Annotated in this window: 15 protein-coding genes and 1 pseudogene; 4 read left to right on the forward strand and 12 right to left on the reverse strand. The window is 37.9% G+C overall.

Annotated features, from left to right (window positions below; translation table 11 throughout):
• A partial coding sequence (locus A374_RS01155; RefSeq protein WP_007200331.1) for an MFS transporter occupies window positions 1-511 on the reverse strand: 511 nt, incomplete at its 3' end.
• 198 nt (window positions 512-709) lie between these two features.
• Between A374_RS01155 and A374_RS01160 the strand changes: the two genes are divergently transcribed.
• Window positions 710-1,891, forward strand: a complete 1,182-nt coding sequence (locus tag A374_RS01160) for a DUF4317 domain-containing protein (protein ID WP_007200332.1) — start codon at window positions 710-712, stop codon at window positions 1,889-1,891.
• Window positions 1,892-2,163: 272 nt separating this feature from the next.
• Here the strand turns inward: A374_RS01160 and A374_RS01165 are convergent, their stop codons facing one another.
• From A374_RS01165 to A374_RS01215, 11 genes and pseudogenes are all read right to left on the reverse strand, one after another.
• A complete protein-coding gene (locus tag A374_RS01165) occupies window positions 2,164-2,721 on the reverse strand; it encodes a hypothetical protein (protein WP_007200333.1) in 558 nt (185 codons plus the stop codon).
• 105 nt (window positions 2,722-2,826) lie between these two features.
• Window positions 2,827-4,470, reverse strand: coding sequence for an ATP-binding cassette domain-containing protein (locus tag A374_RS01170; RefSeq protein WP_007200334.1), 1,644 nt, complete (start codon window positions 4,468-4,470; stop codon window positions 2,827-2,829).
• Window positions 4,457-6,124: an ABC transporter ATP-binding protein gene (locus tag A374_RS01175; RefSeq protein WP_007200335.1), complete on the reverse strand. Its 1,668-nt coding sequence runs from the start codon at window positions 6,122-6,124 to the stop codon at window positions 4,457-4,459. The genes A374_RS01170 and A374_RS01175 overlap by 14 nt, the downstream gene beginning before the upstream one ends.
• A 903-nt stretch (window positions 6,125-7,027) precedes the next feature.
• Window positions 7,028-7,693: a hypothetical protein gene (locus A374_RS01180; protein ID WP_007200336.1), complete on the reverse strand. Its 666-nt coding sequence runs from the start codon at window positions 7,691-7,693 to the stop codon at window positions 7,028-7,030.
• Window positions 7,690-9,099 (reverse strand): TNT domain-containing protein, encoded by a 1,410-nt coding sequence (locus A374_RS01185; RefSeq protein ID WP_007200337.1) that lies wholly within the window; start codon window positions 9,097-9,099, stop codon window positions 7,690-7,692. Before A374_RS01185 ends, A374_RS01180 begins: the two co-directional genes overlap by 4 nt.
• A 3-nt stretch (window positions 9,100-9,102) precedes the next feature.
• Window positions 9,103-9,435: a hypothetical protein gene (locus tag A374_RS01190; RefSeq protein WP_007200338.1), complete on the reverse strand. Its 333-nt coding sequence runs from the start codon at window positions 9,433-9,435 to the stop codon at window positions 9,103-9,105.
• 1 nt (window position 9,436) lies between these two features.
• Complete coding sequence (locus A374_RS01195) at window positions 9,437-10,126, reverse strand: DUF5081 family protein (RefSeq protein WP_007200339.1); 690 nt, start codon at window positions 10,124-10,126, stop codon at window positions 9,437-9,439.
• Window positions 10,123-10,422: a WXG100 family type VII secretion target gene (locus tag A374_RS01200; RefSeq protein WP_007200340.1), complete on the reverse strand. Its 300-nt coding sequence runs from the start codon at window positions 10,420-10,422 to the stop codon at window positions 10,123-10,125. The genes A374_RS01195 and A374_RS01200 overlap by 4 nt, the downstream gene beginning before the upstream one ends.
• Before the next feature lie 13 nt (window positions 10,423-10,435).
• Window positions 10,436-10,855, reverse strand: a complete 420-nt coding sequence (locus A374_RS01205) for a hypothetical protein (protein ID WP_007200341.1) — start codon at window positions 10,853-10,855, stop codon at window positions 10,436-10,438.
• A 388-nt stretch (window positions 10,856-11,243) separates the two neighbouring features.
• Window positions 11,244-12,522: pseudogene (locus A374_RS01210) on the reverse strand (IS110 family RNA-guided transposase).
• A gap of 246 nt (window positions 12,523-12,768) precedes the next feature.
• Window positions 12,769-13,434 carry a hypothetical protein gene (locus A374_RS01215; RefSeq protein ID WP_007200343.1) on the reverse strand — a complete coding sequence of 222 codons (666 nt, stop codon included), beginning with the start codon at window positions 13,432-13,434 and terminating at the stop codon, window positions 12,769-12,771.
• Window positions 13,435-13,736: 302 nt separating this feature from the next.
• Between A374_RS01215 and A374_RS01220 the strand changes: the two genes are divergently transcribed.
• From A374_RS01220 to A374_RS01230, 3 genes are all read left to right on the forward strand, one after another.
• Window positions 13,737-14,600 carry a hypothetical protein gene (locus A374_RS01220; RefSeq protein WP_007200344.1) on the forward strand — a complete coding sequence of 288 codons (864 nt, stop codon included), beginning with the start codon at window positions 13,737-13,739 and terminating at the stop codon, window positions 14,598-14,600.
• 163 nt (window positions 14,601-14,763) lie between these two features.
• Window positions 14,764-15,615, forward strand: coding sequence for a hypothetical protein (locus A374_RS01225; RefSeq protein WP_007200345.1), 852 nt, complete (start codon window positions 14,764-14,766; stop codon window positions 15,613-15,615).
• A gap of 144 nt (window positions 15,616-15,759) precedes the next feature.
• Window positions 15,760-16,188 (forward strand): MarR family winged helix-turn-helix transcriptional regulator, encoded by a 429-nt coding sequence (locus A374_RS01230; protein ID WP_007200346.1) that lies wholly within the window; start codon window positions 15,760-15,762, stop codon window positions 16,186-16,188.
• Window positions 16,189-16,193 lie beyond the last annotated feature (5 nt).

Consider the following 16,193-nt stretch of genomic DNA (forward strand, 5'->3'; position numbering starts at 1 on the left):
TGAAGAGGGAGACTTCTTTCGGAATTCTGTTAAACAAGAAAGCACCTAAGATGCCACCGACTGCATTGGCAAAATTGCTTGCCCAATAGCTAATGGTGTACATAAGCTTTCTTTCGTTTTGCGTACTAACGTCAATTAACATTGCTTGCGTAGCTGGGGTTCCAAAACCAAAACAAATGGTATTAACGGTCATCATTAAAAAGGTTAACACCGGAGACTCAAACCACGGAGAATTACTAAGCGCCATTATAAGAAAGGCTACGGCTCGTACACATTCTGAGACGATCATAATGTTGCGTCGTCCATAGTGATCAGCCAAATAACCGCCTACAAAACTACAAGCAATACCAATAAAAACATTAATTATGAGTAGTATGCCTGTTAGCTTAGCTCCAAAATGATAGGCTAAGTATAACGTCATGAAAGGGAAAATCATACTTCCTACTAAACGACTGACAAATGTTTCGCCAAGTCTAATTTTTATATTTGGATGAAACTCTCTAAACTTCACTCGCATTCCTTCTCTCGCTTCTCTTGTCTCTTTATCGTACGGTAAAAACGAAAGAAATAAAAGATGTAATACAGGATTTTCCTCTTTTTAAAAAGAAGACATATGTCCCGCAATTCCTTATTTTCTAGGCTCCAAAAATAGCACGCCTCCTTCCCGATAGGTTAAACTAGATGTAATGATCAAAATGAGGGGGATCCTATGAATAAAAAAGACGTGGCAACCATTCGTCGGCAATTTAAAGTAGATAATGCTTCCTTAAAGATAGGGAGTATTTTCAATGTATACATCATGAGAGAGTCTAGTGACATTTATCATTATCAAAATCAGCCCTTTGATTTGCTTGAACGGGAGCAGCAGGAGCTTTTTTTAACAAACTTTAAAAAAGTTCTCGGTGGTAATATCGACGAGAAGTTATTTGAACTTACATTCAAAAAAAACGTCGGAAACAGCTCACAGCTTATTCTTCATCAAGGACTGCTAGCCACGCAAACAGAAGATTGGCAAATGCACATGCTACGCATGGTAGAAAAAATGCTAGCTCATTCACAATACGAAATGGATGTTGTTATTACGTTTATTCGGGGTGAGTACTATAAATCTACGAAGCGCAGGCAACAAGACGGCGAGGACAGTTCGCGGGATGCGGTCTACTCTCATCCGTTCATATTATGTAGCATTAACACGACCCAAGAAGCGAAGAAAGAGTTGCTCTTTGATTATGTGGAAAAAGAATTTAAATACAATTTTGCCGTCGATCCGATTATTAATTTGCAAGCACCGATTGGAGGGTTTTTGTTCCCTTGTTTCACCGACAGCGCAGCGGATGTGAATCATATTCTCTACGCTTCTGGTAAAGTGCATGAACCCGATCATGACTTTATTGAACACGTATTAAATAGCGAAGAAACGATGACAGCAAAAGATGATAAATTCGTTTTTGAAGAAATTATTAAAGACGTGACGAACGACCAGTTAAATACGTCCACTCTGTCCAATGTCTATGAAGAAATCAATCGTATGATCGTAGAAAATGAAGAAGACGAAGCACCGACGCTTGATGTGAAAGACGTGGAGCGCGTGTTAACAACGAGTGGCGTCGAACATGTGACAACTGAAAAAGTACAAGAAGCTTTTAAACAAATCATTGATGATGAGAAGTACGAAATTAAAGCAAATAGCATCGTTCCGAAATACACGTCGAAATCAATTAAAATTACAACCAAGCTTGCGACCATTTCCATTAGCCCGCAAGACTTACGCTACGTAAAACAAGTCAGTTTAAGCGGTAAACGCTATTTAATGGTAGAAGTAGAAGAAGATACGGTCATTGAAGGCTTTACGATGATTCCTGAGGCTTTTGGGGAAAAAGTAGAAAATTAATGTAAACATCCACCCGCTGCTGTACCGACGGGTGGGTATTTTTCTTAGGCGGTATGTAGAAGCTCTTCTAACGCCCGACCCGAACGATTGCACCTACAAGCAAACTTACAATCGTCGTTAAAGGACTGCCAAAGCTCGTCCAAAGAGAGCCTTCCATTTAATAGAATAACAAATAGAGCGAGAGGAAGCTTGTGCTTTATTCCATTTTGACCATCATGCCTGTTCTCTCTTTAAAAGGGTAACCCTATGTGCTAGCGTGGGTACCCTCTTTATTATTGAATTATTCTTTTATAGTGCAGGCCACTATAATACGATGATGCGTACTGTGCTCGTGGAGACACGAGGAGCGTCGCTTTGTAATGACCTTTTTGTACCTTTTTTACATGGTGTTTCATCACGTTTGCTTCTTGATAAAAATTACCGTTCACGACAAAATAATAGCCGGAGGGCTCAAGATCGACCGCAACGGTGCCTTCAAATGCTTTGTTACCTGTAATGGTTAGCGCCAAGGGATCACGTGTTGTTTGAATGGACAATACATCGCCCTTTTTACATACTTGCGGCAAGAGTACGACCGAGGCAGAAGTGCCTTTTAGTTTAGTTGAAAGCTCCATCCAATAACAAGACGTACGGTGATTGTTAGGATGTTTCTTTTTAATTGTAGCCACCTTTTCACCCGTAAGCGCTGCTGCTCTATTCACTGCTTGCTCATAGGAAAGAAGAGGCGCGTTATGCTTCACCTCTTCTTTCGTTCCAACTGCATAAACGTCCCCCGTAACAGCAAACAAAAGAAGACACATAAATGCTACGGCATACTTCATTCTTTTCATGTTACATCCTCCAGTTCTTCACTACTAGCACAACTTTACTAGTTCTATAGAACTAGTAAAGTTCCTGCACAAGTTGTCGAAATAACCGGAAACATGACCAAGGGATTACTGCTTTATAATGTCTACAATCTGTCCATCCTTCATCACAACAATTTGGTCCGCTCGCCTTAAGCATTCTTGGCTATGAGAAGCAATAATCATGGTTTTCTTATGAAGAAATTCATGAGCAATGCGCTCCCACATCTTTTGTTCTGTTTCAATATCTAAAGCACTTCCTATATCATCCATTAAATACAGCTCGGCTTCTCGTGCAAACATGCGGGCAATCGCGGTACGTTGCTTTTGACCACCGGAAAGTTGCGTACCTTTCCTATGAACATCATCCTGCAGCACCGCTATATGAAGGGAACGATCAAGTGTGTTCTCTTCTTCATATACACCTAACTGAATGTTTTCCTGAAGTGATTGCTGAAAAACCGTCGGAATTTGTGGTGTGTATGCACTCGCTGGCGGCGTAAAGAATGCGGAAGCGTCTGTTACAGCACGTCCATTCCAACGTATTTCCCCTTCATAAGGTAAGACGCCTGCTAGCGCTTTTAATAACGTTGATTTTCCAGAACCAATTACACCCGTAATAACCGTTAATGAGCCGCGGTCAATCGTTAACTCAATGTTACGAAATCCCTTTTCTGTGCCAGGATAGACATATGAAAGATTGTGAAGCGTGAGCGTTTCTAGTGGCTCTACCTCTCTCTTTTGTTCTGCTGGCAGTTCAGATAGCGAATGATGCTCTACTAGCTCCTTCTCCATCCCCTTTTGAAACAATTTTTCCATGCGCGAAAAAGAGACAGCAGTTTGGCGATAATGCGCTAAAAACATGCCAAAGAAATCTGTAAACTCAGTAATAAATGCTAAATAATAAATGAATAATGACAAATCACCGATTGTAAACGTTCCGTTACGAATAGCGGAAGCTGCCAACAGTAAAATAAGACCTGTTCCTAGACTGACCGTATTACTAAAAATCGCATCTAGCGCTTGTGTTAACACACGGTCTTTCAGCATTCGTTGCTTTCTCTGTTCATTTAGTGCTGTTATTTTTTCAATAACATAAGGTTCAGCGTTCGCTAAATTAACACTTTGGGCAATCGATGTAAATTCACCAATCGTATTCGCGACGGCGGTTGAAGCTTCTTTACTGCGTTCCCTATTTTCTTCTACTTTGTAACTTACCTTATTTGCAATCATAACGATGACCACTAGCGGTATAAAAACAAGCAGGGTCATGCTGACACTAATATTCAGCAAAACAACAAAGGCTCCAATCGCAAAGAGAAATTTTCCGATGACATCAAGTACCCAACTGACAGCACTCTCTGCTTGCTCTGCATCTTCACGAAAATGAATAATGACTTCACCTGCTTGTGTAGTAGCAGACGGCTTATGTAAAAGATGTGCAAACAGATTTCGCCTAATGATGGTACTAATACTAAAGCGATGCAAAATATCGGTTAATCCGCCAAAATAGATGATGACAATTCTAGAAAGTGCAATTGCAGCTAGAAGCGCTAAAAGGCCCGTCGTACTAATTACTGTAGATGAATGACCAGAGAGTTGGTCAAAAAAGGACTGCAAAATGATGCCTGGCAATAACGGTAACAGATGAATCAATAACCATAAGAGTCCATTTAATGCGTAGAGAAAAGGACGGTACGCCATCAGTTGATAGATATACTTATACGTTTTCAAGAGAGACGCCTCCTTTTTGTAGTAAATCTGTAAGCATAGAAGAACAATCTGCTGCTAGTGCTTGAAACGCTCCATACTCGACCACTTTGCCACTTTCCAAGATCAATATAGCATCGGCATGTTGAATCGTTTCAAGGCGATGAGCAATGATGAGGCACGTTCGTTCGCTAACGAGCGCCTGAATGGCTTGCTTAACAATGTGTTCTGTTTCCGGGTCCATGCGTGCCGTTGCTTCATCAAGAACAATGATTTCAGGCCGTTTCAAAAACACACGAATCATCGCGATTAATTGCGCTTCACCTGCTGAAACGTTACGACCTAATCCTTCGATGGTCGTATCTAATCCATTCGTTAATCCGTGGAACCATGGTAATACGCGTAACGCTGTCATCGTCTCGATCAAATCTTCATCTGTAATACTTGAATTATAGAAGGTAAGATTTTCACGCAGCGTGCCGGCAAATAAATGAACATCTTGCGTCACAATGCCAATCTTCTCGCGCATGTCTTGAAGCGCAAACGACTCTATATTTGTTTCGTTAATACATATTGAACCCGCTGTTGGTAAGTAAAAACGTAAGAGTACATTCGTAAGCGTTGTTTTGCCACTCCCCGACTGCCCAATAATGGCGAGAGTAGTGTTTCTTTTTACAGCAAAAGACACATCACGAAGTGCAGGCGTCTGTTCATTATAGTAGAGAGAGACATTTTTAAATACAATGTCACAAGGACCTTCTGGAAAAGGTTTCGTAGACACGGAAGGCTGAGAGCTTTTATGTGCTAAAAGCTCTTGAATGCGTAGGATACTAGCATCTGCTTTTTGTAAATCTTCCATTTCTCTTCGTATTTGCTCTATCGGGACCATCATCAGTTCTGTAAACTGCACAATTAAAAATACACTACCGAGCGAAATAGCCCCTGACTTGTACAAATAAGCACCGATACTTAACGAAAAGATATTACCAATCGTAAAGACCGCAATTGACGTCATCCACATCGAGTAATTACGAATTTCGGCCCGTTTTAATGCTGGATAATATTTTGCAATCCATTGTATAAACTGTTTCAGCGTATAACGTGAAGCTCCATTCGACCGAATCTCATCCGCACCTTGAAGCCGTTCTGTGATAAAGCCATAAAATTGACCGTTAATTTGGCGCGCCTGATTTGCATAAGGAATGGCGCTTGCACGAATCCGATCAATCATAAATAATGCCCCAATTGTAAATATCGTCAGACCACTGCCAATTCGCCAATCAATCATAAATAAAGCAACTAATATACCAATCATTAACAATGCATTACCGACCAGCTTAATAACAAACTGCGAAAAGAAATTTTGCAGCGCATTCAGGTCACCATCAATGCGTTCAATTAGCTCACCCGTGCTATATTTCTTCCGCTGCGCTAAATCTAGCGAAAAGAAATGGCGCAATAACGTAATGCGCAAACGATTCGTAGCTCCCCAACCAACCGACTCGCCAAAATATTGCACCGCAATTAGCAATCCTTGCGTAGCTAAAGAAACAACCATAAACAATACAGCCCAAACATATAGATCACTCACCGCTTTTCCTTCGAGCGCCTGATTAATAAATCTACGCATAATAAAAGGATTCACGAGTTGCAGCGCAATCGCACTTAGCAGAAACAAAGAGAGTAAGAAAAAACCTCTCCTATACGGTTTAAAATAAGTATAAAGAAGATCCCAGTATGCTCTAATAGGAATGCGTTTTATCTTCTTAAATGATGACAGTATAATACCCCCTCTTTTTTAACAATAATATACCAATTGTACCATTTTAAGGGTTTAATAGTTCTTGATGTTTGGTCTTGATGCTTAATATATTAAAAAGAAGGCTACCATAATAGTAGCCTTCTAGCGTAAAACAATGATTAATAGTCGAGTGTTGTAGTATGGTTAATAAATAACAAAATCTCGCGGTTAGTAAATTTATTTCAATCCCTTCTGCCGATCGACTTCTTTTTCAAATATGGAGGACGACATTCCTACTAGTGAAAGGTAATAACTCCCCGCTCCCCATACCGATCTACAAAGATAAAAAAATTTAAAAAAGCTGTTTTAAATAATGTTGAAATAAAAAGCTGCAAAGATATTCCACGCTCCGTGCAGTACAATAGGAATGACAAGAGAACGAGTAAAAAGTAACAATTTTTTCTCTTGAATGATTATAAAAGAATCCCCCTATAGTCAAACATCCAAAAATCACTACTATTGTAACGATTACTTGCTTCCATGTAAGGGACTTTTGTGAGGTGGGAAATTTCTCAGAAGTTAGTTTCAAAAAATAAACCTCTTTTTTGAGTATTTTCTATCTATTCTTCCATTCTTATGTATATTATACTGTAAAAACCAAATGACCCCTTTCATTTTAAAGGCATCCTCATCTATGAAAACATTCTAATCAGTCGGATTAATTAAATACTTGTTCTAGGCTTGGGCGTAACTATTTTAAACTTTGTTATCTTTTTTCAGAGTGGATTAACTTGGATAACGGAGAGGATTACCATAGTAGCCCTCTAAAAAACTTGAGTATTAATATTCGTAAATGGTATTGTGATTGATAAATAATAAGATTTCACGATTGGTGATTTCATTCCCAATCCCTTCTGCTAGTAAGATTTCCTCGACTTCTTCCTCATAAATATGGAGTAAGTACATTAGCACGTATGCACTATAGAGTGATTGCTCTGCGTACTCTTCCGCCGGTTCCCACGCAATGATCTTGCCATCTCGATCATATACTTTAATTTCATACTTCTTCCGCTCTATTTCTGATACGAGGATACTACGGTGACCTAGCGTTGGTGGCTTATTATACATAAAACGAGTAGAAGGAACACCGATTTTGCGCGCAGCTTTTAATAGTTTACGAATTGAAAATTTATCTTCTCCAATGGATAATAGCCAGTGCTTTAACATGAAAGCTTCCACTTTATATTGGAAATAATACCAATACAATTGATCAAATAGGTAACCCCTTGCAGCCTCATCTTCGGTTTCAAATGATCGATCTGTCTCAAAATACGGATTATTTTGTCGTTCAACGATAAAATAACCCAATTCCCATTTATCTCCGTTTTGTTGTAACCTTAAAAAATTATCATAAGGACTTTCTTTTACTTGCTCTAAATAATCCTTTTCACATCGAGTTGGGATCCCCCATTGGTTTAGGATGCGGGCTGTTTCGGCTATGTTCATCTGTGATACCACCTTTTTTTTACTAAAATTTTATATTTAAGCAACTTTTCAACATTGGGATTCTTTAAGACGATTTCCTTGCCCTTAATAGTCACCCTAATAGTAATGTTTCCAGTGTAATACTGTGTACCCCCTCCAGGTCGATTAAACCATGGTGCCGCTTTCCCTGACTCTACCTTAAAGGGGTGGTTAACTACATATTTATGATAAGGTGCATCATCACTATGTAAAGCTAAGGCCCTTTGTTCGTATGGTGTTCCGACTGGTGAAAAATAACTACCTCCTGTATCTCCATACCTATCTACAATGGTCCCTCTTTTTAACATTATAAGTTCTCTATATTTTGTAAAACCATCCTCAATAGGCCACTCTATAGCCCCTGTTTGTTGATTATAAAAACGTAGATCATCAAAAGTAATTTTCCCCTTTAAATATTTAATTGCGGTAGGACGAAAATTTTTATTCCAATTCAATAGTTTTTCTTGTTCAACTGGGCTTAACTCATTCCAAGCTTCTCTCTCTAATCTAATAGCTTGTCTTGCCTTTGCTAGCTGTTTAAGTTGAGTAAGTCTTAAAGCTTCGTAGCTTCCTCCAACAGTCATTCCCACTATTCCTGTTACTACTGCTTCTTTTCTCTCTTCTCCTGTTAATTCACGTCCCGTTATCCAGTTATCACCTACTAAACCAGAACCAACTTCAGCGGCACTTGCTGCTGTTCCAAGAAACGCACCAGCTGGCGGACAAAATATCCCAATACCTATAGCTGTTGCTCCAATTGCCAAATTAGCCCAAAACTCTTTTTGACGAAGCCCATCATTTATTGAGTTGTATTGAAATGCAGAAGAATTTAAATATCGTTCTTTAAATTGAGCAAGAGTTTCTTTACTATCTTTATTAAATGACTTATAGATACTATACCTTGATTGCATTTCTTGAGAATAGTAATTATCACCATTAAACAAATCATTAAGATTGATTTCTTCTTTTTCATATTCCATTTCTACAGAATCTTTATTCGTATAATGCTTTCCTTTTGCTCCTATTCGATTTTTAGTGGAAAAGTTATTGATGTTATTATCTCTCATAGCCTCAACAAACTTATCCATACTTTCATAGAAAGGATTATCTATCTTATTATCAAGCACATTACCAATTTCACTAGAAAACTGATATAACACATGAATTTTAGAGGTCTCTTGTTGAATTTTAGCTTCTTGTCCTTCATAACTATATGCCATAACTTGATCACTATCTAATTCAGAAATGTCGCTTTTAACACCTTCTAAAACCTTCTCTATATCAAGGAGATCTTTTATAATCCCCGAGCCTCTTGGCCATCCTCCACCAAGCTCACCAATAGCATTACTCATCGTTCTCCATTGTTTATCTTTATAATCTATATTCATAATTTAATCCTTTGAATGCCCATTAAATATTTTAGCAAGCTCTTCATCTTTATCTATCATTTTTTGTACATAGTAATCCATTAATTGACCTGCATGGCTATATACTTTTAAAAGTTCATTCATTTTACTTATAGCACTGTTGTAGGCTTTCATTGTACTCTTAGCAGCTCCTTCATGATAGAAGTTAGTATGAGCCAAGATTTCTAAACAGGGATTCGCATTAGTCATTAGCTCATTTGCAATCTTTCTTAAATGTTGTATTATTGTCAACATTTCTTCTGTCTTTATATCAATTACAAAACTACTATACTGACTTTCTCCCAAACTAGTTTCCAAATCATATTCCCTCCTTGTATGGAAAATCCAATTCATCAAATAGAATCTTTAAAAACCAATACTGACTAGCTTGATAATATTTTTTATTTATAGCATCCATCATAATCAATTTTTCTTCATAATTAAATATGACCCACTGTTGATAAAATTGTGCATTTGTAGTTATTGCGGGTTCATTTTTCACATGAACCCATTCTAAATTTAAAGGTGCAACACCTTGCATACCTTTAACTGTCTCTCTTTCATCTAGACTAAGTTCTTTTTTAAGATAATTTTTTTCATCTGGCAGAGGTTCTCTTGACATAATTGGAATGTTATTCATAAGAATTTTCAACAAATCCATCTTTGAATAAATATGTAGTTGATATCCCTCTTTTGATTCAACTAGACACACTACTTCATTATGTTTTTTCTCTTTAAATGCAAAAATCGAATTATTTAAGCGTACGTACTTTTCACTCAATGTATAAATTTCAACAGCTTGAATAACAGCTGCCCCACCACTTGTAATATTGCCCGCTAAATTAAGAATGCGCTTTTCTTTTAACTGTTCATGAGCATTTTTAAATGTTTGTTCTCCTTGAAATTGAAAAATTTCTTTATCAGGTAAGCCGAACACATATTCCAAACCTAATGCCCCAGCTATTAAATATAGTTCTGGAGCACTAAAGTAATTATTATTGATTGTCATAGATTTTTAACCTCTACAACTTCTTTATATTGTGAATAGTTATCGATACTTTCCTTTAGTTGCTCTAGAGCAACTGTATTAAGATGCGAAGCATCTTTAAGAGACTTATGATACTTTTTAATAATTTCTATAAAGGAAACAAATGCATCCCTAGATTTACCACTCCAAGTTGCATCATTTAAATAACTAAGTAACTGATCGCATTCCTCATACGAAGCCGTTAATGACTTTTCTAATGCCCCAGCGGCGGCCCATGCTTCAATTAATTTGCTATTATCTATTTTAAGATTTTCCATTTTTCAATCCTCTTTATAGTCCTATTTTTTTCTTTACACCATTCCATGCTGCTCCAGCATAATCTTCAATCTTATCAACTTCATTCTTCAATTTTTCTTTTACAGCTGCCTCTTCCTCTTCAGCCATGTTAGAATAATATTTATAACGTTCCTCTGCTTGACTAATAGCCGTTACAAGCTTTTTCTTTGCCTCACTCTGGTTTCCAAAAAACTCTAGTAACTTAGCTGTATGTTCTTTCCTTACTGGCTCAAATTCATAAGCTGGAATTTCAGTTGTAGATAAATGGGGGACTGCAGCTCCATACTCTTCCAACTTACTAGCCACGTTCACAGCATATTCATTAAAATCTTCCATTGAAGATTCTAATCTTTCCTTTAATTCTTTGTATTCGTCCCTTTTTTTCTCTGTAGGTGTATTAAATAAAAGAAACAATATAGTCACTCCCTCTATAAACATTGGTATATCAACGGTTTTAGCCGTTGTCAGAGTGTCAAAAAATATTTTTCGACACGATGTCCTAACAGCATTTCTTAAATATGATATTTTCTAACAGTACATGGTTACGCTTCGCGGTCACTACTGGGTATTTATGGTTGTAGTGAGGGTCCGATATGCGATGCACAATGGATCTCTGCGTAACTTATGATGACGTACCCTCCCATGTCTCTGGGCATCAGTGTGCCTACATTCCTTCGTTCGGTCTAGTCATAAGGCAGAGGCTAGCGAAGCTCCTTTAGGGACTCTAGGTCGAATGGATAAAATAGTGCCAGCTTCTCCGTGTCATCCTGTTGTCTAGGTTTATAAAAGGGGATGTAGGGTCTTATGCAGCCTCTGCGAGAATAGGCATATCCCTCATCATTCGCTGTGCGTCAAACGCTTTGTGCTTAGTGCTGATTCCATGTAATACTTTTAATAGCTTACTGCATAGAACCACGATCGATTGCTTCTTGCGCAATGGGTTAACCTGACGAGTCGTGTAGTACTCGTGTAACTTTTGAAAGGCTTCATTGTGTCGAAAACATTGGCATCATCACCCGAAATAGAAGTGCACGTAGCTTTCTTCTACCGCGTTTAGAGAGGTGCTTTTGCCCTTTATGCAAACCGGAGGAATTTTCACGTAACGTTAATCCCGCGAGTTTAATGAGTTGGCGTGGATGATCGTAGTGTGAAAAGCTTCCGATTTCAGCTAAAAGATCAACGATGGTTGTATCTCCAAGCCCTGGAACCGTTGACAGCCATTCGTACTCTACAGACGTTCTTACAAGCTCTACTAAGTGGTTCGATATGTTTTCAATATCTTTTTCTAGTTGATGGTAACGGCGAACGAGTGTGGCGATTTCAATACGGGCCATCTCCCGTCCTTCTGTTACTCCAATCGTGCTAGATGCGACCTCTATCAGACGAATTGCTTTCGGTCTTTGGGGAGATTTAAGCCCCTCGACCTCTCGGTAAAGTGCCAACACTTCCTCAGGTTGTTTTTGATTAAGATCATTCGGGAATGGCGTACATTCAAGAACCGCCATGGCCATTTTTCCGAATGAAGGGAACACCTGAGTGAATTCAGGAAAATAGCGATCTAACCAACGAATCATCATGTTTTTGACAGCTCCTAATTCCTCCGTCAATTTGCTTCGAAATGTTGAGCCAGCACGAAGTTCGGCTTCCATCCCTTTGAGAATGCGTGGATAACTAAAGCGTCCGTCCTTTACTAGACGAGCAATTACCAAGGCATCTTTACGGTCATGTTTGGTCGGCAGATTGTCATCCAACTCTTTTGATCGCTTGACATGCATGGGATTCGTCATGACTAGGGGAATGCCACGTTCATCAAGGAAATAGGCCAAATTAAGCCAGTCATGACCTGTGGGTTCAATCCCAATCATAACTTCTGTTTTTTCGTTCTCTTTCATTGCAGCGAGAACACGTTGATAGAACCGTTCAAATCCATCGCCAGATTGAGAAACAGAGAATGATTTTTGGAGTACACGGCCACGGTCATCCACAAAGCAAGCATAATGTGTCCGCTTGGCAATATCGATTCCTACAACGAGAGTTTTTTCGGTGACTTGATTTATTTTTTGATTTTGTTTAAAATCCATTATAGAGTCCTCCTCGGTTCTAAATTAGGGGTCAATTCGTCGACGATTTGACACCCCGTATCATACCAGGAGGGCTCTTTTTTGTTCAAGTCCCCGAAAATCCTTCTAACAGGAATGCTCCTTTCAACTATATAGTAGTGTGAATTTCAAGTTATTTACTATTCTATATAATTAATTACCTTCTAATTTTACCTAAATATCCAATTACTCGGAAAGGTACTTTAGTATTAATCCCATACTATTTTATTAATAGTCAAGTGGTGTAACATGATTGATAAATAACAAGATCTCTCGATTGGTAATTTCATTCCCAATCCCTTCTGCTAGTAACTTTTCCTCGACTTCTTCTTCATAAATATGAAGTAAATACATTAACACGTACGCGCTATAGAGTGAGTTATCTGCGTATTCTTGCGCTGGTTCCCATGACATTATGCTGCCATCTTTATCATATATTTTAATTTCATACTTTTTCTTCTCTGTTTCTGATACAAGAATGCTTCGGTGACCTAGTGTTGGTGGCTTCTTGTACATAAAGCGGGTGGATGGAATACCAATCTTGCGTGCCGCTTTAATCAGCTTGCGGATTGTGAATTTTTCGCTACCAATCATTAAAAGCCAATGCTTATCGATAAAAACTTCTACTTTATTCTCTCGATAGTAACGATACAAAAAATAAAACAAGTAACATTTTGCAGCTTCATCTTCGGTTTCGAACGTACGATCCACTTCGAAATAAGGCTTATTTTTCCGCTCTACGATAAAATAGCCATATTCCCATACACCTCCGTTTTTTTGAAGCTTTTCATAATTATCATAAGGACTTTCTATGACATGCTCTAAATAATCCTCTCCACATCGGGTTGGGATGCCCCATTGATTTAGGATGCTCGCTACTTTAGCTATGTTCATGTGTGGTACCACCTTTTTTCAATAGAATATTGTGACCAAGCGATGGAGAACGAGGAAGAATACTAACTACCGTTAAAGCGGTTCTCGTCACTTAATAGAAACTGTTTTTGTATGCTGAATGAATTTTTATTATTTTAAATAGTGATGATCCGTCTCATGCTTATTAGTAATTAGGAGCATCCTTCAATTGGAAGAATTATTCTAATAACAAAAATTATATACTATAAATTTTGATATATATATCCTGTTTTGTTGTGATAGTATGGAAATAAATGACGTTTAACACTAGAAAGGAAAATAGCATGCCCAATACATTTACAAAAATTATTGGCTATCCCTTGTTCGGTATTTCGCTTTTATTTGTATATTTTTTAGGTGAATCTCTCAATGTAGCATCCCTTCTACTTTCAGCAATTGCTTTCATGTTCTATATCGGAGCTTGTTACCTCATTTGGGGCAAAAAAAAAATGAAGATCGTTTTTTGGCATCGCGTGCGTATTTTTTTATGTAGTGGGCTTGTTATTCCCGCGATTCTTGGTGTTATAGCAGCTATTACTTACTATAAGGATCATCTTCATCGTACTTCATCCACCATTTATTTAGATACCAGCATTAATGGCAGCGTGTCCTCCAATATTGCAGGTATTGCATATATTACTCTACTAATCTCTTCTTGTTATCTTATGATGGTAGGTTTTAAAAAAGAAAGTGCTCGAAAATATGTTTTTCCAATTTCACTAGTTGCTCTTCTAACACTGTTAGGAGTAGGATATTACACGAAAGATGATTATCAGGCCGTGGAAAAAAGTGGTCTTGTATTTTCTGATCAAGGCCATGTTAAACACTATCCTTGGAAAGATTTTGAGCAAGCTGAGCTACTCGGTTACATTAAAGAGAGTCGTAGCGGTAGAAGTAGGACTATTAATTTCGAGTGGGCGTTTTCCCTTCAACACAAAAATATTCCCGAACCTTTTACATTTACGTTTACATACTCAAAAAACTCTATTTCTGACTCGCTAGCCATAAAAAAAGAAGTGAAACAACACCTGGCACTCCCCACTCATTCGCTAACACATGAAGATTTAGAATACCTAGAACGCCCTATGGGAGACGAGGGAGTAGAATGGAAAAGAAAATTTTACGAGTTGTTTGATTGTGCGAATTAACGGAGCAGTGAACATGTGTTACCAGCACATGAGACTCCTTAAACATACTCTAAGTCAAAAAGTTCATTTCAATTTCTGGACAATCACAAAATTAGAAACATCACTCAAATATCCTAGAATATACGTTAGTAACATGATCACTGTTAACCAGGGGCGTAGACCAATGTTCAAGCATATTACAAAGCAACTCCTATTAGCTTTTCTCATTCTATCGGCTTTTCCATTTGAAATTTTACGTAGCTTTTCTCTTTTAGCTTACATAGGAATCATTGTACTTCGCTTTCTGATTTATACGGGATTCTGTCATTTATATTGGAGCAAGAAAAAATTGAAAGCACTATATTGGTATCGATTACGCATTTTTTTATGTGGTACCATCATAGTGCCGCTATATTTAAAAGGCGTTGCCGCACTCTTTTATTTAAAAGATCAAAAGCATACGTCTTCCTCTACGCTATACGTAGATACTAGCATTCAAGATGCTTTCCTATCGTCCGTCTTTGACTATTCCTTTCTCCTATTACTCGTATGTTTTTGTTACTTTACGATTCAAGGGATTAAGAAAAAAGGAATGCACTATTTCATAGGCACTCTTACTTTATTATCTTTAACTACATTTTCGGTTACTTACCTTTATACAATCAATGATTATCGAGCCATTACGAAAAATGGATTGGTCCGTTCAAACAATGAGGGTATTAAGAAAACGAACTGGAACGAAATGAGTATGATAACACTAAAAGGAAAACTTATAGAAGAAACCTTTTATCGTCAAACTTCTCAAACGTTTCATTGGTCTTTTACGTTTTATCCTAAAAATAAAAAAGATTCACCCACACAGTACACATTCTCCTACGATCCAACGTCTATTCAGCGTTCACTTACGATTAAAAAGTATGCAGAGAAATATGGAGACTTATGGATTCAACCTCCTACTACACATGAACTTTCCACACTTGAACTACCCATGAAAAATCTTGGATCAGAACAAGAATTTCATGAATTATTTAAGTAATAACTACCTATTAGAACTTTTTTCTTATGCTATGCCTTCCATAATGAACTCCAAAAACAAAAACCTTGACAATAAATAACAACCGCTGTATATTTATCTTAAATTTAAGATATTATTTAAAAGCGTTCTATGGAGTTGAAATAAATGAACAATCAAGAGCAATCACTAAAGCTGTTCGTTGTCCTATCAAAAGCCTATAAAGCCATTATGGATGGCGCTGTAAAGAATATGAAGCAACATCATTTTTCGGAAACGGAATTTACGGTGCTTGAGCTGTTGTATCATAAAGGCCGCTGCCCGTTACAACAAATTGGCTCTAAGATTTTAATTACAAGTGGGAGCATTACGTATAACATCGATAAGCTTGAGAAAAAAGGCTACATTAAACGCGTCCAAAGTGCCGATGATCGCCGCATCACCTTTGCGGAGATTACAGAGCAAGGCACAGCCTTAATGGATCACGTGTTCCCAGACCATGCCGAGGCTATTGAACAACTGACGGCTTCTCTTAACTCGGAAGAAAAAGAACAAGCAATTACCTTACTGAAAAAACTCGGTAGAAGCAGTAACTAATTCTG

It is taken from the genome of Fictibacillus macauensis ZFHKF-1 (genome assembly GCF_000269865.1).
GTDB lineage: Bacteria > Bacillota > Bacilli > Bacillales > Fictibacillaceae > Fictibacillus_C > Fictibacillus_C macauensis.